This window comes from Tolypothrix sp. PCC 7712 (genome assembly GCF_025860405.1).
Lineage (GTDB): Bacteria > Cyanobacteriota > Cyanobacteriia > Cyanobacteriales > Nostocaceae > Aulosira > Aulosira diplosiphon.
On the sequence record NZ_CP063785.1, the window covers coordinates 6528874 to 6547526 of the forward strand.

Annotated in this window: 19 protein-coding genes; 10 read left to right on the top strand and 9 right to left on the bottom strand. The window is 42.4% G+C overall.

Going from position 1 to position 18653, the window contains the following annotated elements; all coding sequences use genetic code 11:
• Positions 1-468: 468 nt before the first annotated feature.
• Positions 469-936 carry an SsrA-binding protein SmpB gene (gene smpB / locus HGR01_RS26730; RefSeq protein WP_045871028.1) on the bottom strand — a complete coding sequence of 156 codons (468 nt, stop codon included), beginning with the start codon at positions 934-936 and terminating at the stop codon, positions 469-471.
• A gap of 562 nt (positions 937-1498) precedes the next feature.
• Between smpB and HGR01_RS26735 the strand changes: the two genes are divergently transcribed.
• Entirely contained in the window at positions 1499-2182 is a 684-nt protein-coding gene (locus tag HGR01_RS26735) for a response regulator transcription factor (RefSeq protein WP_045871029.1), read from the top strand.
• Positions 2183-2351: 169 nt separating this feature from the next.
• On the opposite strand, the gene HGR01_RS26740 is transcribed toward HGR01_RS26735, so the two are convergent.
• From HGR01_RS26740 to murC, 4 genes are all read right to left on the bottom strand, one after another.
• Positions 2352-2837: a low molecular weight protein-tyrosine-phosphatase gene (locus HGR01_RS26740; protein ID WP_071989411.1), complete on the bottom strand. Its 486-nt coding sequence runs from the start codon at positions 2835-2837 to the stop codon at positions 2352-2354.
• A gap of 91 nt (positions 2838-2928) precedes the next feature.
• Positions 2929-3276 (bottom strand): YbaB/EbfC family nucleoid-associated protein, encoded by a 348-nt coding sequence (locus HGR01_RS26745; RefSeq protein WP_045871031.1) that lies wholly within the window; start codon positions 3274-3276, stop codon positions 2929-2931.
• A gap of 209 nt (positions 3277-3485) precedes the next feature.
• Positions 3486-4484: a UDP-N-acetylmuramate dehydrogenase gene (gene murB / locus HGR01_RS26750; protein ID WP_045871032.1), complete on the bottom strand. Its 999-nt coding sequence runs from the start codon at positions 4482-4484 to the stop codon at positions 3486-3488.
• 131 nt (positions 4485-4615) lie between these two features.
• Positions 4616-6079 (bottom strand): UDP-N-acetylmuramate--L-alanine ligase, encoded by a 1464-nt coding sequence (gene murC / locus HGR01_RS26755; protein ID WP_045871033.1) that lies wholly within the window; start codon positions 6077-6079, stop codon positions 4616-4618.
• Positions 6080-6484: 405 nt separating this feature from the next.
• Between murC and nadD the strand changes: the two genes are divergently transcribed.
• Together nadD and HGR01_RS26765 are read left to right on the top strand one after the other, a co-directional pair.
• Positions 6485-7102: a nicotinate (nicotinamide) nucleotide adenylyltransferase gene (gene nadD, locus HGR01_RS26760; RefSeq protein WP_045871034.1), complete on the top strand. Its 618-nt coding sequence runs from the start codon at positions 6485-6487 to the stop codon at positions 7100-7102.
• A gap of 126 nt (positions 7103-7228) precedes the next feature.
• Positions 7229-8242: a type I glyceraldehyde-3-phosphate dehydrogenase gene (locus HGR01_RS26765; protein ID WP_045871035.1), complete on the top strand. Its 1014-nt coding sequence runs from the start codon at positions 7229-7231 to the stop codon at positions 8240-8242.
• A 47-nt stretch (positions 8243-8289) separates the two neighbouring features.
• On the opposite strand, the gene thiL is transcribed toward HGR01_RS26765, so the two are convergent.
• A complete protein-coding gene (thiL, locus tag HGR01_RS26770; RefSeq protein ID WP_045871036.1) occupies positions 8290-9327 on the bottom strand; it encodes a thiamine-phosphate kinase in 1038 nt (345 codons plus the stop codon).
• A 192-nt stretch (positions 9328-9519) separates the two neighbouring features.
• On the opposite strand from thiL, the gene HGR01_RS26775 reads away from it, so the two are divergent.
• Positions 9520-10092 carry a Uma2 family endonuclease gene (locus HGR01_RS26775; RefSeq protein WP_045871037.1) on the top strand — a complete coding sequence of 191 codons (573 nt, stop codon included), beginning with the start codon at positions 9520-9522 and terminating at the stop codon, positions 10090-10092.
• Between the two features lie 72 nt (positions 10093-10164).
• Here the strand turns inward: HGR01_RS26775 and HGR01_RS26780 are convergent, their stop codons facing one another.
• Positions 10165-11271 (bottom strand): peptidylprolyl isomerase, encoded by a 1107-nt coding sequence (locus HGR01_RS26780; RefSeq protein ID WP_045871327.1) that lies wholly within the window; start codon positions 11269-11271, stop codon positions 10165-10167.
• 108 nt (positions 11272-11379) lie between these two features.
• Between HGR01_RS26780 and HGR01_RS26785 the strand changes: the two genes are divergently transcribed.
• From HGR01_RS26785 to HGR01_RS26800, 4 genes are all read left to right on the top strand, one after another.
• Entirely contained in the window at positions 11380-11517 is a 138-nt protein-coding gene (locus HGR01_RS26785) for a hypothetical protein (protein ID WP_168160984.1), read from the top strand.
• A 54-nt stretch (positions 11518-11571) separates the two neighbouring features.
• Positions 11572-12129 carry an elongation factor P gene (efp, locus tag HGR01_RS26790; protein WP_045871038.1) on the top strand — a complete coding sequence of 186 codons (558 nt, stop codon included), beginning with the start codon at positions 11572-11574 and terminating at the stop codon, positions 12127-12129.
• A gap of 107 nt (positions 12130-12236) precedes the next feature.
• Positions 12237-12782, top strand: coding sequence for an acetyl-CoA carboxylase biotin carboxyl carrier protein (gene accB / locus HGR01_RS26795; protein ID WP_045871039.1), 546 nt, complete (start codon positions 12237-12239; stop codon positions 12780-12782).
• A gap of 65 nt (positions 12783-12847) precedes the next feature.
• The gene (locus HGR01_RS26800; RefSeq protein WP_045871040.1) at positions 12848-13195 is read left to right on the top strand and encodes an ArsR/SmtB family transcription factor; all 348 of its coding nucleotides are present in this window, start codon (positions 12848-12850) and stop codon (positions 13193-13195) included.
• A 168-nt stretch (positions 13196-13363) separates the two neighbouring features.
• Here the strand turns inward: HGR01_RS26800 and HGR01_RS26805 are convergent, their stop codons facing one another.
• A complete protein-coding gene (locus HGR01_RS26805; protein WP_045871041.1) occupies positions 13364-13969 on the bottom strand; it encodes a GerMN domain-containing protein in 606 nt (201 codons plus the stop codon).
• 295 nt (positions 13970-14264) lie between these two features.
• Positions 14265-16070, bottom strand: coding sequence for a proline--tRNA ligase (locus tag HGR01_RS26810; RefSeq protein ID WP_045871042.1), 1806 nt, complete (start codon positions 16068-16070; stop codon positions 14265-14267).
• Positions 16071-16387: 317 nt separating this feature from the next.
• Here HGR01_RS26810 and HGR01_RS26815 point away from each other — a divergent pair, with 317 nt between their 5' ends.
• Positions 16388-17794 carry a glycerol acyltransferase gene (locus tag HGR01_RS26815; protein WP_045871043.1) on the top strand — a complete coding sequence of 469 codons (1407 nt, stop codon included), beginning with the start codon at positions 16388-16390 and terminating at the stop codon, positions 17792-17794.
• A 48-nt stretch (positions 17795-17842) separates the two neighbouring features.
• Positions 17843-18646: an Rpn family recombination-promoting nuclease/putative transposase gene (locus tag HGR01_RS26820; RefSeq protein WP_045871044.1), complete on the top strand. Its 804-nt coding sequence runs from the start codon at positions 17843-17845 to the stop codon at positions 18644-18646.
• Positions 18647-18653 lie beyond the last annotated feature (7 nt).

The following is an 18653-nucleotide window of genomic DNA, read 5'->3' on the forward strand; positions in this document are numbered from 1 at the left end:
ACTCACACTCGAGATATATAAAAGCAGGAAAGAAGTTTGAAATCTCCTATGAATATTGAGAAAAGTACAATTAAATTTACTTATAAGAAAATAAAAATATTTTTAAGGGAACACATACTGCCTTTGTGTCACATGTTTCAGAGACCAAAAATGCGACCTGGTGCAAATGCAACCCACTTATACAACTGACTCCCTGATTTTTATTCTGGAAATCTCAACAATAATTTATTCTAATTCCTGAACTTAACAGGAATTTTACTCTCTTGTGTCCATTGAGACGCGATTAATCGCGTTTCTGCCCTGACTCCCTAACTGAAAGTGCTGAGTTCTGAGTGAAAGTTCCATTGAGACTTTCATGCTTGGCAATGAAATTGTTGTTATTGGGACTGCCTACAAAGCAATGGGATATTTTTTTAGTTGCAAGTCCCTTATCTAATTTTCCTGGTTTCCGGTTTCCTCTCAATTTGGTTAATAATTTTTGATCGCGCGTTGAATGTCGCGTTGGTCTTGTCGCCGTTTGAGGTCGTCGCGCTTGTCGTGGAGCTTTTTACCTTTGCCAAGGGCTATACTAACTTTTACCCAACCGCGTTTGAAGTACATTTTTAAGGGAACTAAAGTTAAACCTTGTTGTTCTACTTTGCCAATTAGCTTGCGGAGTTCTTGACGATGTAGTAATAGTTTTCTTGTACGGCGTGGCTCATGATTGAAATATTGCCCACTAGCAACATAAGGAGAAATATGCACGTTGATTAACCATGCTTCGCCATTGCGAATTAAAGCATAGCCATCTTGGAGATTCACCTTACCTGCACGAATGGACTTAACCTCGGTTCCCGTTAACTGAATTCCAGCTTCGTAAGTTTCTAGGATTTCATACAAATAACGGGCTTGACGATTGTCGCTAACTACTTTGTAACCTTCGCTCTTGTCGCTCATTGAAAATTGTACAGTTGTAAAATTTATCTAAATAATCGTTTGAACTAGCTGATAAATTTATCAGGGCTATATTAAACCACTATATCTGGTGACTATGGATATCAGACTCATCTTATTAATTTAGCTTTTTTTACTGCTCAAACTAGCCCTTCAACGGAAAAAACCACAACTAAACATGAAAATCTCTCTTCCCAGTCAACACTCAACAGTCAACGCTATTTTCAAGTTAGAATTTTCTGCCAACTTTTGCCTCAATCAGACTGTTGATTTAGTAAATTGTAATTTACAGTAAGGTAAAAGATTACTCTAACGTTTTGGTTATTTGTGATGAAGTACAAAATTTTCTACAGTTCTCCATTAATAAAATTTCAGAGCGTGTTACATTTCTTTAACAATTTCTAAAGATTTAAGTTTTTCTTAATAAATCAGTCCTGAGGCAGTAATTAATTGTTAAACCTGTCATAGTATGAAACATAAGAACACACTATTATCGCCTGTGTTCACTAATAGTGCTCATAAGAGTCAATTGCCAAGTCAAACCAATGCTAGGGGTGTACTGTCCATGCCCTTGATGATCCTTGTAGTGGATGATGATCTGGGCACTCGTCTGTCTATTAGCGATTATCTTGAACTCTCTGGCTATTCAGTAATCACCGCTAATGACGGTCAAGAGGCTTTGTTGATGGTGGAAGAGTATCATCCCGATCTAATTGTCACCGATATTGTCATGCCACGAATGAATGGCTATGAACTGGTGCGCCGAGTACGTCAACAATCAAAGTTCCGTTTATTACCTGTAATTTTATTAACAGCGCGGACAAAGACTCAGGAAAGGATTCTGGGATATCAGTCGGGGTGTGATTTGTACTTACCCAAACCTTTTGAGCTAGAAGAGTTAGCCGCTGCTATTCGCAATTTGTTAGAGCGATCGCAAATTATTCAATCAGAGTACCGTTTTTCTGAACAAGAAAATTTGGGCAATTCTCAATCAATAAAACCAATGACAGCCCAGTCATCTCAAATGACTCAAGTTCAGAAATCGCCAATGATCTCAGATCTCACACCTAGAGAACAAGAAGTGTTAGAACTTTTAACTCATGGGCTTTCAAATGCCGAAATGGGTCATCAGTTACATCTGAGTGCGCGGACTGTAGAAAAGTATGTGAGTAGTTTATTGAGGAAAACAGCAACAAGCAACCGCGCCGAACTGGTACGGTTTGCAATGAAGCATGGTCTAGTCGAATAAAAGATTGTGTAGATTACTGAGGAAGTGCTGAGTCAGATAGACTAATATTACACTCTGTAAATCAATGTCCCAGGTCTCTGACTTCAGTCATCAGTAAGAAGAGATATTTTTACCTGCTCAAAAATCAGAAAAATTGCTGTGAATCAATCTCTGATATTGCAAGCAATGTTTAAGAGCGTGCTTGCTGACTTAAAACATATTTAAGCAGACCTTCACAAGCATCAACCAGTAAATCAATTACTTGCTCGAAGCCGTCACTACCACCGTAATAAGGGTCAGGTACTTCTTTTAAGGTATAGTGAGAACAAAAATCACAAATCAAATGGACGCGATCGCGGTCTTGCGGTGTTGCAGCCAAAGCCAAGATATTGTCGTAATTTTCCCGATCCATCGCCAAAATTAAGTCAAAATCTTGAAAATCAGTTTTCTGGAACTGGCGAGCATGACCGCGCAGTTTAATCCCTAATTTTTTAGCAGCCGCAGCACTCATGCGACGGTCAGGCGGGCTCCCAATGTGATAGCTGGAGGTACCAGCAGAATCGCAAATAATCTCATCGCTCAAGTCTGCCTGTTCGATGAGATGAGTCATAATATTTTCTGCCGATGGCGAGCGACAGATATTACCCAGGCAGACAAATAGTAGCTTGTAGGGCATAAATATCTTGTGTCCTTTGTCCTTAGTCATTTGTCATTTGTCCACAACTATTATGATTTAGGACTAATGACGAATGACTAACGACTAATGACTAAAATCCCGGCAGTTCTAGTCCACTGGTCAAATCTTCCATACGTTCCCGCATGGTAGCTGTGGACTTGTTGTAAGCATCTTTCATGGCTACTGTTACCAAATCGGACAGTACTTCTGCACCTTCTCCCAAAGCTTCTGGAGAAATTTCCACGCGCTTGGGTTCTTGGTTGCCACTGACAATTACCTTGATCAGACCACCGCCAGACTCTCCTTGAATCTCCATTTGCTCCAACTCTTCTTGGAGCCGCTTTGCGCCTTCTTGAACTTGCTGCGCTTTTTTGAAAGCTTCGGCCAGTTCTTTCATTTTTCCCAAGCCAAAGCCGAAACCCTGTCCTTTTCCTGTCATAATAAATAGTCCGCGTGTGCGTTCAATAACAAATCAAATTCAATTATAGATGCGGTAGGCAAATTGCCTATTTTTTTACTGATAATTAATGCTACGGATGACGATAAGGGGCTAGGGGCTAGTGATTAGGGATGATCCTGGCTCAAAAACCAGCAAAAAGCGTTGACTGCCGCAGAGCTTGACTAGCCTCTAGTCTGGATATCTCCCGATCAACAAGCTAATTGAAAGTCTCCGAGCATTTTGACTTCTGGCTCTAACCAAATTGACCACTGGTCTTGCACTTGGTGCTGAATATGACGGATCAGGGAGAAGATATCGCTAGCTTTTGCCCCACCACGGTTAACGATAAAATTAGCGTGGAGTTGTGCAACTTGCGCTCCCCCAATTTGGAAACCTTTTAACCCTGTTTGTTCAATTAACCAGCCAGCAGAGTAAGGTTTGGGATTGCGGAAGACGCTACCACAACTAGGGTAGTTGTAGGGTTGGGTGCTCAATCGGTGTTGTTTATGCTCCTTGGTGACAGCAATTACTTTTGCTGGGTCAGCACCAGGACGCAATTGGAAGGTTGCTTGAGTAACTATATGATCGCTACCTTGTAATAATGAAGTGCGGTAGGCATAACCTAACTGCTCTGGAGTCAAAGTTGCGATTGTGCCATCAGGTGACAATACCTGAGCGCTGATTAACATATCTGCAGTACAGCTATTGTGTGCCCCAGCATTCATGACCACTGCGCCGCCCACGGTTCCCGGGATACCAACCGCCCATTCTAGGCCTTCCCAACCTAAATCTGCGGCTTGCCATGCCAAGCTGGGAATTGATTCGCCCGCAGCGACAGTTAATTGCCCTGTTTGGGGGTCAAAGTGGCTATATCGCAAATGACGAGTGGCAATCACTAGTCCGGGTAAACCGCGATCGCTCACTAATAAATTAGAACCTGCACCCAGTATTGTCACTGGAATCTCATGTTCTTTTGCATACTTCATGCTTGCTTGCAGTGCTTCTACGTTGCGGGGGGCTACATACAATTCAGCAGCTCCACCCACTCTATAGGAAGTAAACGCTGACAAGGAAGCTTGGGATTTGATTGCACAATCAGTGTCAGGCAAGCAAATTACCTGATTTTTGACGGAATTAGCTGTTTCCTGTTTCTCTGAAGTTAAAGTAGAAACTGTGCAGACGCTGCCAGCTGCCTGGGAGATTGTCATCTTTCGGTCGATTGAGTAAAATTTTTACATTTTTCCGCCGTAACAATACGGCTGTACTATAAAATTTTGCGAAAAGAGTGCCGGGTCACAAGACACTTGTTTCCCAAATTAAACCTAGCCATTGTCAACAATTATGATGTGGCTGTTGCTGGTTCGCGCAGTGTCGCAATCACATCAGGAATTGTCTGATTTAAGTTTCCAGCACCGAGAAACAGCGCTAAATCCCCTGGACGCAAAGCCTTGAGTAGATATTCTTCTACTGCATTCAATGTAGGTTGATAGACAACCTGTGGATGCTGTTTCGCAATTGCTGCTGCCAACATTTCACCGCTGACTTGCCCTAAATTAGGTTCTCCAGCACTGTAAATATCAGTTAGCACTACCAAATCAGCATGAGTAAAGGATTCTGCAAATTCTGCTAAAAATGTTAATGTGCGACTATAGCGATGGGGTTGAAAAATCGCCACAACTCGTTGCCCAGGTCTTGCTTGCAGGCGGGCCGCTGCGAGAGTAGCACGAATTTCGCTGGGGTGATGAGCGTAGTCATCGATAAAGGTAATACCATCGACTTCACCGCGAAACTCAAAGCGCCGTCTTGCGCCTTCAAAGGTGGCAATACCTTTAGCAATTTCCCCAAATTCTAGTCCTACAAATCGACCGACAGCTACAGATGCTAGAGCGTTGCTGAGGTTGTGCCGACCGAGTAGTCGCAAATTCAACATTCCTAAAGCTTTGCCGCGTTCCCAAACTAAGGCAGTAGTACCATCAGCACGATAGTCAATGTTAGTGACAGTATAGTCAGCGTTGCTATCGGGGTGTAGGCTGTAGGTGATGGTTGGTTTTAGGCGATCGCGCACTGTTGCACAATCAATGCTACCTATTAAGGTTTGGCATCCTTGAGCAAACTCTTGGAAGATATTAACAACTTCTTCTAATGTTTCATAATGGTCGGGATGATCTAGTTCAATATTAGTAATCACACCAATTGCTGGAGCGTGTTTTACCAAAGAACCATCGGATTCATCTGCTTCTGCAACTAAATATCGGCTTTCTCCCAATCTGGCATTGCCTTCCCAAGCATTGACTTCGCCACCCACCAAAATAGTTGGATCTAAACCAGCTTGGAGCAGCATATAGCCAATCATACTGCTAGTTGTAGTTTTACCGTGGGTACCAGCCACAGCAATGCTGTGGTAATCAGCAATTAAAGCAGCTAGTACATCTGAACGATGTAATATTGGGCATCCCAATTCTAGTGCTGCTTTGTATTCTAAATTAGTGGTGTTAATTGCTGTTGAACAAATTACTTGCGGCAGTGTTGTGTTGTTACTGCTATTTGATTCTAAGCGTGAGTTTAATCCTACTCCTGAAGATACTAGAGGGCGAAAGAATTCGAGATTACTTGCCTCTTGTCTACTAAAAATATGTGTGCCGATAGATTCTAATTTTCTTGTTATATGGTTCGGGCGTAAATCTGAACCTGATACTGGTAATTGACGTTTAGCAAGAACGTATGCCAGAGCAGACATTCCAATACCGCCGATCCCAATGAAATGAAATGGTCTACCGCTAAAATCTACAGAATTATTACTCATTGATTACTCCTCTTACACCACACCACACCATAATCACAAATGACACGCGTATCATAACAGGAATTTGATTTTTACTGTAACTACTCCTGTATGTATTTAATTTTTGAGGTTTCGTAAATTTTTCCCCTCTGCTTTTTTTTGTTGAGAATGATTTTACCTTCGTTAGAGGTTTTTGTAATTTCTGAAGTTTATCTTATGATTATTCGGAAATTTTCCGCCACATCGGGAAAGAAATTCTTGTAATGAGAAATACATATTTTTCTTGTCCTTACTAGAATTGGCTACAATAGTACATTTTTGGTTAAGTCGCTTTTAAATGACATAAACCTTAGGCTTGAGTTGACTACAATAGTACATTGATAATGAAACTTTTCTGAAATTGAATAGAATTCCCAACTTAAGTGGATGCAGCAACTAGCAATTTTTGGTGGCACATTTGATCCTGTTCATTGGGGACACTTGCTCATAGCCGAAACAGCTTTGCATCAAGTCCCTGTCGAACAGATAATTTGGGTACCGTCACTAAATCCCCCCCATAAACAAGCGGTTGCGTTTCAGCATCGCTTAGAAATGCTCAAGCTAGCTACAAAAGACAACCCAGCTTTTACGGTTTCATTAATTGAAGTAAATACCCCTGAAACATCCTACGCTATCAACACCCTGATCGATTTAGCTGCTGATTATCCTAATACTCACTGGTACTGGATTGTAGGTTTGGATACCTTCCAAACCTTACCCCGTTGGCACCGTAGACATGAACTCACACAAATGTGTGATTGGTTGATTGCACCTAGACTCCTTGGTGGTGAGAATATAGCTCAAAGTGAGTTAATCTGCAAGCAAGTCGAACACCAACTAAGAAATCAGTCAATCCGCATTGACTGGCAACTATTGCATATACCTTTAGTAGGAGTTTCGTCAAGCCTCATTCGCCAATTAATTCGCGATCGCCAATCTATTAGATATTTAGTTGCAGAGCCGGTGCGAGTTTATATCGCGACTCACAACCTTTACACAAAATAAATCTGAATAAATTATGTGTTTTTTTCTGGATCTAACACTTTGTGGTTATAAATGCTCCCCCCCTTTGCGATATGATTGGGGTCAACGATATAAACTTATAGGCATAAATACAGAGGGCAAGACACTGTGATTAGAGTCGCAATCAACGGTTTCGGGCGAATTGGGCGCAACTTTGCACGCTGTTGGGTGGGTAGAAAGAATAGCAACATCGACCTTGTGGCTATCAATGACACATCCGACCCGAGAACTAACGCTCACCTGCTGAAGTATGACTCGATGTTAGGAAAGTTAAAGGATGTTGACATTTCAGCGGATGATAACTCTATCACCGTTAACGGTAAAACAATTAAATGTGTATCCGATCGCAATCCAGAAAACTTGCCCTGGAGGGATTGGGGAATTGACCTAATTATCGAAGCAACGGGTGTTTTCACCAGCAAAGAAGGAGCGCTCAAGCATGTCAATGCTGGAGCCAAAAAAGTTTTGATTACTGCTCCCGGCAAAAATGAAGATGGTACCTTTGTGATTGGTGTGAATCATCATGATTATGACCACAACAAACACCACATCATCAGTAATGCTAGCTGTACCACAAATTGCTTGGCTCCGATTGCCAAAGTTTTAAATGAAAAATTTGGCATCATCAAAGGTACGATGACTACCACTCACAGCTACACAGGTGACCAGCGCTTGCTAGACGCTTCTCACCGTGATGTCCGCCGTGCTAGGGCAGCAGCCATCAACATTGTACCAACCTCTACTGGTGCAGCAAAGGCAGTAGCACTAGTGATCCCAGACCTGAAAGGCAAGCTAAATGGTGTTGCCTTACGTGTACCTACCCCAAACGTCTCAATGGTAGATTTCGTAGTTCAGGTTGAGAAGCGTACTATTACTGAAGAAGTTAACCAAGCCCTCAAAGATGCTGCCGAAGGGTCACTCAAAGGGATTTTAGATTACAGTGAACTACAACTAGTTTCGTCTGATTACCAAGGTACTGATGCTTCTTCAATTGTTGATGCTAGCTTGACTCTGGTTATGGGTAATGACTTAGTAAAAGTCATGGCTTGGTACGATAACGAGTGGGGTTACAGCCAACGAGTTCTCGATTTGGCAGAACTAGTAGCTGAAAAATGGCAGTAATTTGTCATTAGTTATGAGTCATTGGTATTTCAAAAAATGACTAATAACTAAAAATGTTGAAATCCCTGATTCAGATTTAAAATTTGGTCAGGGATTTCTGTATTTTCATGGTGTAATACTACTTTTGTTCCTGATGTAATTGTGCCAATAATTGCTGCATCTTGGCCTATTTGTGCCACTAAGGCTGATGCAGCATCTGGTGGTAAACACAGCACTAATTCAAAATCTTCGCCGCCGTATAAGGCGTAATTTATAGCTTGTTCTGGAGTTAGCCAGTTAGCAAATGCTCGTGGTAAAGGAATTTGCTTGGCTTCCAGAATAGCGCCAACATGACTAGCACGGCAGATTTGTAAAACTGCATCAGCCAAACCATCGCTGCTGTCCATCCCCGCAACAGCAATTTGAGATTTGAGATTTGGGATTTTGGATTGGGAATTGAAGATATTCCAGAGGATGGGTAAGATATCTAATCGTGGCTGAGGACGCTGGTGTGCGGTGATTAAAGCCGCCTTGTCTGTATCTTTGAGGTTTTGTCCTATTTCCGGATTTAAGAGCATCTCTAAGCCTGCACGAGAGGCTCCATGTACACCTGTAATTGCGATCGCATCTCCTACTTTTGCAGTAGAGCGACGGATAATTTGATGAGGGTAGGCTTGACCAAAAGCGGTAATTGACAGAGTCGTCACAGGCGATCGCACAATATCACCACCAACAATTGGAGTATTGTACTTTTGCAGGCATTCTGTCATTCCCTGATACAAGCGCTCAACCCAACTGACACTTATATCCCCTGGAAGCGCTAATCCTACAGTGATCCCTAAGGGTGTTGCACCCATCGCTGCCAAATCTGATAAATTAGCCGCCGCCGCCCGCCAGCCAGCATCTTCTGGTGAAGTGGTGACATTACTAAAATGCACACCATCAACTAAGACATCTGTGGTCACCACCAAAGATTGTTCTGGTGTAGTGACAAGCACTGCTGCATCATCGCCAATAATCTCTTGAGGACAAAAGCGCTGCAATATGGCTAACAGCCCTTGTTCGCCAATATCTTTTACTTGCAAGGAAGGTGACTCATTGTTCACGGTGGGGTTGGGGATTGGGTACTGGGGACTGGGTACTGGGGACTGGGTAATGAGACACCAGGAGGAAGGGTAAAAATAACCTTTGACTTTTGACCCTTGACATCACGACAAAAGTTTTATCTATGCTGGTGTAAGCCAGAAAGAATGGCTAGTTACAGTTACGATAAGGATATTGTCTAGGAGTTAGTGGAGATGGTCGCTACACCAGTAACCAGTATCACTTTTGAAGAGTACTTAACCTATGATGATGGTACAGGTTTTCATTATGAACTGGTGGGTGGCAGGTTAGAACTAATGAATCCACCAACAATTCAACATTTCTTGATTGTGGATTTCTTGGATACTTTGTTGAAATCAGAAATCAAAAGGTTGAATTTGCCTTGGCTGTGTTTTCGGGAAAGCGGCGTGAGAACAGGTAGAAATAAATCTAGATTGACTGATTTATCTGTGGTGACGCTGGAGCAAGCAAAAGAATTGATGAATGTGTCATTAGTATTTCAGTCACCGCCATTGTTGATTGTAGAGGTAGTTAGTCCAGATTCAGTGAAACGAGACTATCGCTATAAACGCTCTGAATACGCTGCTTTGGAAGTACCAGAGTATTGGATTGTAGACCCCTTAATGGCGAAAATTACGGTTTTATTGCTGGAAGAAGGACTTTACGAAGAGACTGTATTTACTTGCTCTCAGCAGATTGTATCGCAGACTTTTCCCGAATTAGCAATTACAGTTGACCAAGTGTTGAGTTCGGGAAATCTTTCTTGAAGGCTAAAGTATGAAAGCTGAAGACTGAAATAGTATTACTTCAGACTTCATCCTTCAGACTTCATCCTTAATTCATGCGGCTGCTGGCTGCACTAAATTTTCTATGCCTTGAACAACAGTAGCAGATTCAATTTTGTCACCCGCCTTGAGTATGTCCAAAACATCTTTACCCTCAGTTAAATAACCAAAAACGGAGTAACGACCATCTAATAGGTTACGTCCGGCTGGGGTGAGTTCTGGTTCAAACAGGAAGAAGAAAAATTGTGAGGAAGCACCATTTACCTGAGTTTCCGGACGAGCCATGACTACTGCACCAAAAGAAGAAAATGGCAGAACAGGCATATCGAGGTAACGTCCGGCATCTTCGAGAGTGATGCCGTATGTGGGAGCTTTATCGCCTTGTACAAGGACTTCTAGAGGAATAGCACGATATTTACCAGTTTTGGGATCGATAAACCCTACTTCTTTTCCTGGGGGATCGCCAGTTTGCAAAAAGTAAGATTCTTCGGAACGGGTGAATTCTAAACCATTATAAAAACCACGTTGTACCAAATCCACAAAGTTACCAGCAGTTACAGGAGCGCTATAACCATCTACCACAACTGTAAGGTTGCCTTTATTGGTTTTGATATCCACAGTTGCTCTACCTTTGAGTTGAGGTAGGTTACTGTACTCCTGAGGAACTTCAAAAGGAAATTCCTTGACCATTGACTCTTCGAGAAGATTCACAATGCTTAGGAGGCGATCGCGTTCCGTTTGGATTTTTTCTTTATCTTTAACTTTGACTAATTCCTGCAAATTATTCACGCCAGATTGTAAATCCTTAATCCAAGCTTCGGCTTGGGGTTGGCGTTCTTCGGGAACGCTTGCTAGGATTTTGGAGGATTGATCGAGAGACCGTGATGCCTTGCTTAAGTCTTTGGAAATATTTCCCCACCGCCGATTTGCCCGCAGTTGGTTGGAGATATCTTCTAAACTGGCTTGCAGTTGCCGCACAGGTTCATTATCTATCGGGAGTGCATACCGCAACAGAGATCTGCCATCAGTGATTGCATTCCCAGCTGGTAGGGCGGCGCTACTGGAGGGAGTCCACGCAGCTGTACTTATGCCTAAAAATATTGTTACCAGCAGTATTGCCATGAGGCTGTTCTTCAGCCAGGATTTTAATAAGTTAAACATGGTATGGCTTAAATGCAGCATCAAATTGTTGACTGGACATAACCCATAAATTATCTTCCCACAGTATTAGGGACTACGGATTAGGGATTGGGGATTAGGGATTGGGGATTGGGGATTAGGGAAGATGAGGGAGCAGAGGAAGCAGGAGTGCAGGGGAGAATAGCCATTACCCATTACTCATTACTCATTACCCATTACTCATTACCCATTACCCATTACCCAATTCCCATGACTAATAACCAATGACGACCCTAGAGGGGTACAATAAATGCCGATTGTCTTCCAAAATTTGAAAGCTTCATGATCTCCAGTAACGACTTTCGACCCGGTGTCTCAATTGTTTTAGATGGGTCTGTATGGCGGGTAATTGATTTCCTCCACGTTAAGCCAGGTAAAGGTTCGGCGTTTGTGCGGACAACGTTGAAAAATGTCCAGAGTGGCAAAGTTCTAGAAAGAACTTTCCGTGCGGGGGAAACTGTACCGCAAGCAACTCTAGAAAAAGTCACAATGCAACATACCTATAAAGAAGGTGATGAATTCGTCTTTATGGATATGGAAAGCTACGAAGAAGGCAGATTAACCGCAACGCAAATTGGCGATCGCGTAAAATACCTCAAAGAAGGTATGGAAGTTAACGTCATTCGTTGGGGTGAGCAAGTCCTAGAAGTGGAACTGCCTAATTCTGTGGTTTTAGAAATTGTGCAAACAGACCCAGGCGTGAAAGGTGACACTGCTACAGGTGGTACAAAGCCCGCAACTTTAGAAACTGGTGCAACTATCATGGTTCCCTTGTTTATTGCTCAAGGTGAACGCATCAAGATAGATACCCGTGATGATAAATATTTAGGCAGGGAATAATTATTATCTCTTTTGAGAGTAATCCCGATTTCAATCCCTATTTTAGGGATTAAATCCCTGCCACACTTAACATTATTCTTTACGTACAGGTCGAGGTAATAAAAACTGTGCCATTGGACTTTAATGAAATTCGCCAACTGCTAGCAACTATTGCACAAACAGATATTGCCGAAGTCACGCTCAAAAGCGAAGACTTTGAGCTGACAGTGCGTAAAGCTGTAAGTTTTAGCAATCAAATGGTGTCAGTCAGCCAAGCAGCTTCAGGCGGTGTGGTTGGTTTGGGATTAACATCAGTTGCTGCACCCCAGGCTGTATCGACAGTGGAGACGGCTACAAATCGCGTCTTGGATAATAATGCCACTGGTTCTGGTGTGCAGTTGTCTGGCAATTCTCCCTCAGCAATTGATAAAAGATTAGTGGAAGTTCCTTCGCCAATGGTAGGAACATTTTACCGTGCGCCTGCCCCAGGTGAAGCCCCATTTGTGGAAGTGGGCGATCGCGTCCGCAGTGGTCAAACAGTCTGCATCATCGAAGCCATGAAGCTGATGAACGAAATTGAGGCTGAAGTATCCGGTCAGGTCATGGAAATTTTGGTGCAAAATGGCGAACCTGTAGAATATGGCCAACCTTTGATGAGAATTAACCCTGATTAAGTATTAATCTATATTATGACGCAAGTCATTTTTCTCTCATTTTCAGTCCTTGCGGGTTAATCCTGATGAAACAAGTGTTGCCTATACCACCAGAAGTGATGCAACAAGTAGCGGAATACTTCAGTCTGTTAAGTGAACCGATGCGCCTTCGGCTGTTGCACTTACTACGGGATGAAGAAAAATGCGTGCAAGAGTTGGTAGAGGCAACACAGACTTCGCAGGCGAACGTCTCAAAACACCTGAAGGTAATGTGGCAAGCAGGTATTCTTAGCCGCCGCAGTGAAGGAACTTGCGCCTACTACCGGGTGGAAGACGAAATGATTTTTGAATTATGTAATCGGGTTTGCGATCGTCTAGCTACTAGGTTAGAACAGCAAGCCCATAATTTTCGTTTATTGAATGGTAAGCGTTAAGTCAGTAGTTTGTCATTTGTCATTTGTCCTCTCTTACAAAGTTCTGTTCGTCGGAGACGTTGGCGTTCGCGAAGCGTCTCCCCTTGGGAGAAGCCATCGCCGGAAACCGGCGCTCCGACTTTGCGCTTTGTTATTTGTCCAATGACTAATGACTAATGACAACTGACATTAAAGTGGATAATTATTTTTAAATTGGTCACGTGTGAGTGGCTGTTGTAACTCTACGCCTTCGCCACCTAGCACATCCAACTCTTTGCCATTGACTTCAATGTAAACCTTGGCGTTGGGATTTGCCGTGGTTGCAGTGTAGACTACTTGTCCTACACGCCCCATCATCGAGCTGCTACCACCACCACTGGTAAATTCTTCAGATAAATTAACATGAACTTCGTCATTGTTAACTTTCATACCTAGTAATTTGGTACCTTTGGGAATTGTGGTAGATTCTGCTCCTTCGGTTGGGCCTGCTAATAAGTTTTGCATAGCCTTTTCTACAACTTGGTTAGGTTGAGTAGCAGCTATTTTGACTGGTTGGGGAGCTAATTCTAAATTTTTGCCATTGTCTTTCAGCCAATAGACATTAGCACTTTGCTCTTGACCAGGCTGTACAGTTGAGTTCTTTCCTGGCTGGGTTAATGATTGTGAAGCTGGGGAAGGTGTGGGCGGATTTTGGGAGTGTAAAGTAAGCCAAGCAACGCCGCCACTGACTGCTACCACTGCTGCGGACACAGCAGCTATTACACCGGAAGAATTACGATTAGATTGGTCTTTCATATTCAAAACCTGCTTGACTGAGGGCTGAGATGGTTTGTGTGGGAAGAGCAGCCTGATTAAAGTCGGTACTTAATTGGGGAGTTTCCAAACACTTAGAGTATGGCTATTTATATCAACAATGTCGCCATGTCTCTTTCCGCAGTAACTACCTTAATTTTAGATTCGTAGTTTTATTACGTCACCTATCTGGGGGTTGGGGACTGGGAATTTTAGATTTTAGATTTTAGATTTTGGATTTTAGATGAAACCCAATCCAAAATCGTAAATCCAAAATCCAAAATTGCATTCCCAGTCCCTAGCTTATAGCCTCGGTAATCCACTGTTTGATTGTACCGATCACTTCGTTAATGTCAATTTCTTGAGATTTACGAGTAGCTCTTTCGACAACTTCTACTTTGCCGTTAGCGATCGCTCTGCCTGTGACTATTCTGTAAGGTATACCGATTAAATCGGCATCTTTGAATTTTACTCCTGCCCGTTCATCGCGGTCATCGAGTAAGGTTTCAATTCCGGCTTGATTTAGTTCTTTGTAGAGTTTTTCGGCGATTTCTATTTGTTGAGCATCTTTAATGTTAGGAATTGTGACAATTGCATGATAGGGTGCGATCGCTACTGGCCAAATAATTCCATCTTTATCGTAGGATTGCTCGACGGCTGATTGTGCTAATCGTGATACACCTACGCCATAACAACCCATCACTAAAGGTTTTTCTTCCCCTTGTTCGTTGGTATAAGTTGCACCCATCGCTACAGAGTACTTTGTACCTAATTGGAAGATGTGTCCTACCTCAATTCCTCTAGCACTTTGTAGGGTTTGCTCAGGGTTATGGAGAGCGCGATCGCCTGGTCTGGCTTTACGAATATCTACTACTAATTCTGGTAATTTAAATTGCTCACCCCAATTTGCGCCAACTACGTGATAACCACTCTCGTTGGCTCCTGTCACAAAGTTTTTTAAATCAACGGCTGTTTTATCGACAAAGCGTAAAAACTGGGAATTTAATTGTTGATTACCCTGAATATAATCATCAGCAATATCAGGAGCAATATAGCCTAAAGGCAGAGATTTTGCTGCCCATGTTTGTTGGGTTTCAGCACTGGGGACAGTTAAAGCAATAATAGTTTTGGCATCATAATTAGCAGCTAACTTAGTTAATTCATTTTGCAATTTCACTTCGTTAACTTCTTGATCGCCTCTAATACTGACTAAAACTAAAACTGTTTTGCCATTGTCATAAACTGTTTGGTAAAGAACATTCTTTACTACTTGAGTAGGAGAACATTTGAGGAATTTACAAACTGTGTCAATCGTATCTGTTCCCGGTGTCTCGCGTTTCTCATAGGCTGTAAACTGTGAGGTGACAGCATCAGCGCTTAATGAAACAGCTTTTTCCACATTGGCGGCGTATTTACCATCTTCGGTGTAGAGAACTTCATCTTCTCCCGCATCCGCCAGCACCATAAATTCTGTAGAACCAGAACCACCAATTGCGCCAGAGTCAGCTTCCACTGCACGGAAAGCTAAACCAGAACGCCGCAGCATATTGCTGTAAGCCTGGTACATATCTTGGTAAGTAGCTTTGAGGCTTTCTTCATCGACATGGAAAGAATAGCCGTCCTTCATGATAAATTCCCGTCCGCGCATCAAACCAAAGCGGGGACGAATTTCATCGCGGAATTTGGTTTGAATTTGGTAGAGATGCAGGGGTAGCTGACGGTAAGAGCGAATCATATCACGCGCGATCGTCGTGATTACTTCTTCATGGGTGGGGCCTAATCCCAATTGTTGCTCTCGACGGTCGATGAGGGAAAACATAATACCCTCAGCTTTGGTATAAGTATCCCAGCGTCCCGATTCTTTCCACAACTCAGCAGGTTGTAATTGTGGTAACAAACATTCTTGCGCGCCTGTGGCGTTCATTTCTTCGCGCACAATCTGGGAAACCTTTTGCAATACCCGCCACATCAGTGGTAAATAAGCATAAACTCCGCTACCGATGCGACGAATATAACCTGCACGTAGTAATAATTTATGACTGGGAATTTCCGCATCAGCTGGATCATCCCGCAGTGTAACGAATAACATTTGTGACAGTCGCATCGTTTATTCCCTTTCCCAAAACACTTAATGAATTATGAAGGATGAAGTATGAAGTATGAAATATAAAGCTGCAATTACTACAATTTGTTCACTCACTCCATTAGGTATGAAGTATAAAGTATCAAGTTTCATGCTTTATCTTTGTGAGTGCTGAGTTGGCGAGACGTGATTAATCAGGAGAGACGCGATGAATCAGGAGAGACGCGATGAATCGCGTCTGTACAAGAGTCAAAATCCCAATCCCCATTACCCCTTATCCCCAGAGGGGGCCCCGAGTTCCCCAGTCCCCAGTCCCCCATATTTAGGAGAAAAATATCTTGACTACCGGAATTTACCAAGCACAACCACCTTTAGAATTTATCCCGCCGAAACTCAACCCTTTACTTTTGCAAGCGGCGCATCTGTTATTACCCAGCATAATTAGCTGGAAAACAGCGATTACCCACATTGAAGCAGACAACGTAGAAATCTTAGCGGATCTCTATCGTCAGTTTCAGGAAGGTAAGATTCGGTTTTTGTTAGCATTTCGCCATCCAAAAACAGAAGATCCTCTTTGTTTAGGCTATTTGCTGTCGCAACTTGTGCCAAAAGTAGCACGAGCAAAAGACATAAAAATCCAAAATCCAATTCATGCTCATTTTATCTACGATCGCGGTATTCCTCTGTGGGCAGGTGAACACATTGGCTGGCTGGCTTCTCATTTAGGCGGTACTCCCATCCAACGCGGTAAAGCCGACTGGAATGGCTTACGTTCGGCGCGGGATTTATTCGCCAATGGCAAATTACCAATGGCGGCTGCGCCAGAAGGAGCAACAAATGGTTTATCAGAGATTATGAGTCCCTTAGAACCAGGTATTGCTCAATTAGGCTTTTGGTGTGCTGAAGATTTGCACAAAGCTGGACGCTCTGAGCAGGTTTACATTGTACCAGTTGGGCTGAAATATAGTTACGTTTCTGCCCCTTGGAATGCGATCGCACAACTTCTCAGCGAATTAGAAGCCGCTAGCGGTTTACCGATAAATCCCTCAGAAAATGGCAATAGTGCCACAATTGAGTCCCTTTATCCCCGCCTGTTGACATTGGCAGAACATTTATTAACGCTGATGGAAGACTTTTATAAGCGCTTTTATCACCAAAAGCTTCCAGAAGCAATGGTTGCATCTCATGAGGGAGGCGATCGCAATGAAGCCTTAAAAGCTAGGTTAGAAGCATTGATGCATGTAGCGTTACAAATATCAGAACAGTATTTTGACTTACAGCCTAAAGGTGCTTGGAATGATCGTTGTCGCCGCTTAGAGCAAGCTGGCTGGAATTATATCTTTAGAGAAGACTTTAAAGATTTGAAATCATTATCTCCCATAGAACGCGCCTTAGGCGATCGCGTTGCCGAAGAAGCAAATCGCAGAATGTGGCACATGCGATTAGTTGAGAGTTTTGTGGCTGTTTCTGGTAGCTATGTCAAAGATAAACCCTCAGTAGAAAGGTTTGCTGAAACCACCTTATTGTTAAGAGATATGGTGAAGAAAATTCAAGGTAATAATGACCCCTTGCGTCGTCCACAATTGGGTAAACAAAAAGTCAAAATTACGATAGGTGAACCCATATCTATTTCTGAGCGATACCCAGCTTATAAAGCTAATCGTGTAGGTGCAAAGCAAGCTGTCACAGACTTTACCAATGATTTACAAAAAGCAATGGAAAGTTTGATTGCCAAGGAAGGATAAGGATAAACTACATCATTACATTCTAAAAATTGTCCATATAAACTCAGAGTGAAAACCGACAGCATTTTTTATCGACTCTTTCAAGAGGTTCCCAGTATTTTCTTTGAACTGATTGGTAACCCACCTGAGACTGCTAATATCTATCAATTTTCTTCAGTTGAAATCAAGCAAACAGCTTTTAGAATTGATGGTGTATTTCTTCCTACTCAAGATACAAACAATCCCATTTATTTTGTCGAAGTCCAATTCCAACCAGACGCAGATATTTACTCGCGTCTAATTTCCGAAATCTTTCTATATTTGCGGCAGAATAAACCTCAACATACTTGGCGAGGAGTAATGATTTATGCCAGTAGGAGTATTGATATAGGAGATATCAAAGATTGTCACGAATTCTTTACCAGTCAGCGTGTAACAAGAATTTATCTCGATGAATTGGGTGATGTAGCCTCACTACCCATCGGTATTGCTACGATAAAATTAATCATTGAGAATGAAGATATAGCAATTACCACTGCCAGAGAGTTAATCAACCGCACCAAGCAAGCTGTAGGTTTACAATTGCCACAGCAGCAGTTATTAGAATTAATAGAAACAATCTTGGTTTATAAATTTCCGCAAATGAGTAGAGAGGAGATAGAAGCAATGTTTGGCTTAAATGAGTTGAAACAAACGCGAGTTTATCAAGAAGCTATAGAAGAGGGAGAACAAGCTGGTAAACGTAAAGCCAAATTAGAAGCTGTACCTAGACTTTTAGCATTAGGGTTAACTGTTGAACAAATAGCACAGGCGTTAGACTTAGATGTTGCACAAGTTCAGCAAATAGCACAGCAAACACTACCTGAAAATTGATAAAGCA

What these genes read in the sequence shown, in the direction of transcription:
- smpB (WP_045871028.1), bottom strand. Translation starts at nt 936, where the DNA reads ATGAGCGACAAGAGCGAAGGTTACAAAGTAGTTAGCGACAATCGTCAA.
- HGR01_RS26735 (WP_045871029.1), top strand. Translation starts at nt 1,499, where the DNA reads ATGCCCTTGATGATCCTTGTAGTGGATGATGATCTGGGCACTCGTCTG.
- HGR01_RS26740 (WP_071989411.1), bottom strand. Translation starts at nt 2,837, where the DNA reads ATGCCCTACAAGCTACTATTTGTCTGCCTGGGTAATATCTGTCGCTCG.
- HGR01_RS26745 (WP_045871031.1), bottom strand. Translation starts at nt 3,276, where the DNA reads ATGACAGGAAAAGGACAGGGTTTCGGCTTTGGCTTGGGAAAAATGAAA.
- murB (WP_045871032.1), bottom strand. Translation starts at nt 4,484, where the DNA reads ATGACAATCTCCCAGGCAGCTGGCAGCGTCTGCACAGTTTCTACTTTA.
- murC (WP_045871033.1), bottom strand. Translation starts at nt 6,079, where the DNA reads ATGAGTAATAATTCTGTAGATTTTAGCGGTAGACCATTTCATTTCATT.
- nadD (WP_045871034.1), top strand. Translation starts at nt 6,485, where the DNA reads ATGCAGCAACTAGCAATTTTTGGTGGCACATTTGATCCTGTTCATTGG.
- HGR01_RS26775 (WP_045871037.1), top strand. Translation starts at nt 9,520, where the DNA reads ATGGTCGCTACACCAGTAACCAGTATCACTTTTGAAGAGTACTTAACC.
- HGR01_RS26780 (WP_045871327.1), bottom strand. Translation starts at nt 11,271, where the DNA reads ATGTTTAACTTATTAAAATCCTGGCTGAAGAACAGCCTCATGGCAATA.
- efp (WP_045871038.1), top strand. Translation starts at nt 11,572, where the DNA reads ATGATCTCCAGTAACGACTTTCGACCCGGTGTCTCAATTGTTTTAGAT.
- HGR01_RS26800 (WP_045871040.1), top strand. Translation starts at nt 12,848, where the DNA reads ATGAAACAAGTGTTGCCTATACCACCAGAAGTGATGCAACAAGTAGCG.
- HGR01_RS26805 (WP_045871041.1), bottom strand. Translation starts at nt 13,969, where the DNA reads ATGAAAGACCAATCTAATCGTAATTCTTCCGGTGTAATAGCTGCTGTG.
- HGR01_RS26810 (WP_045871042.1), bottom strand. Translation starts at nt 16,070, where the DNA reads ATGCGACTGTCACAAATGTTATTCGTTACACTGCGGGATGATCCAGCT.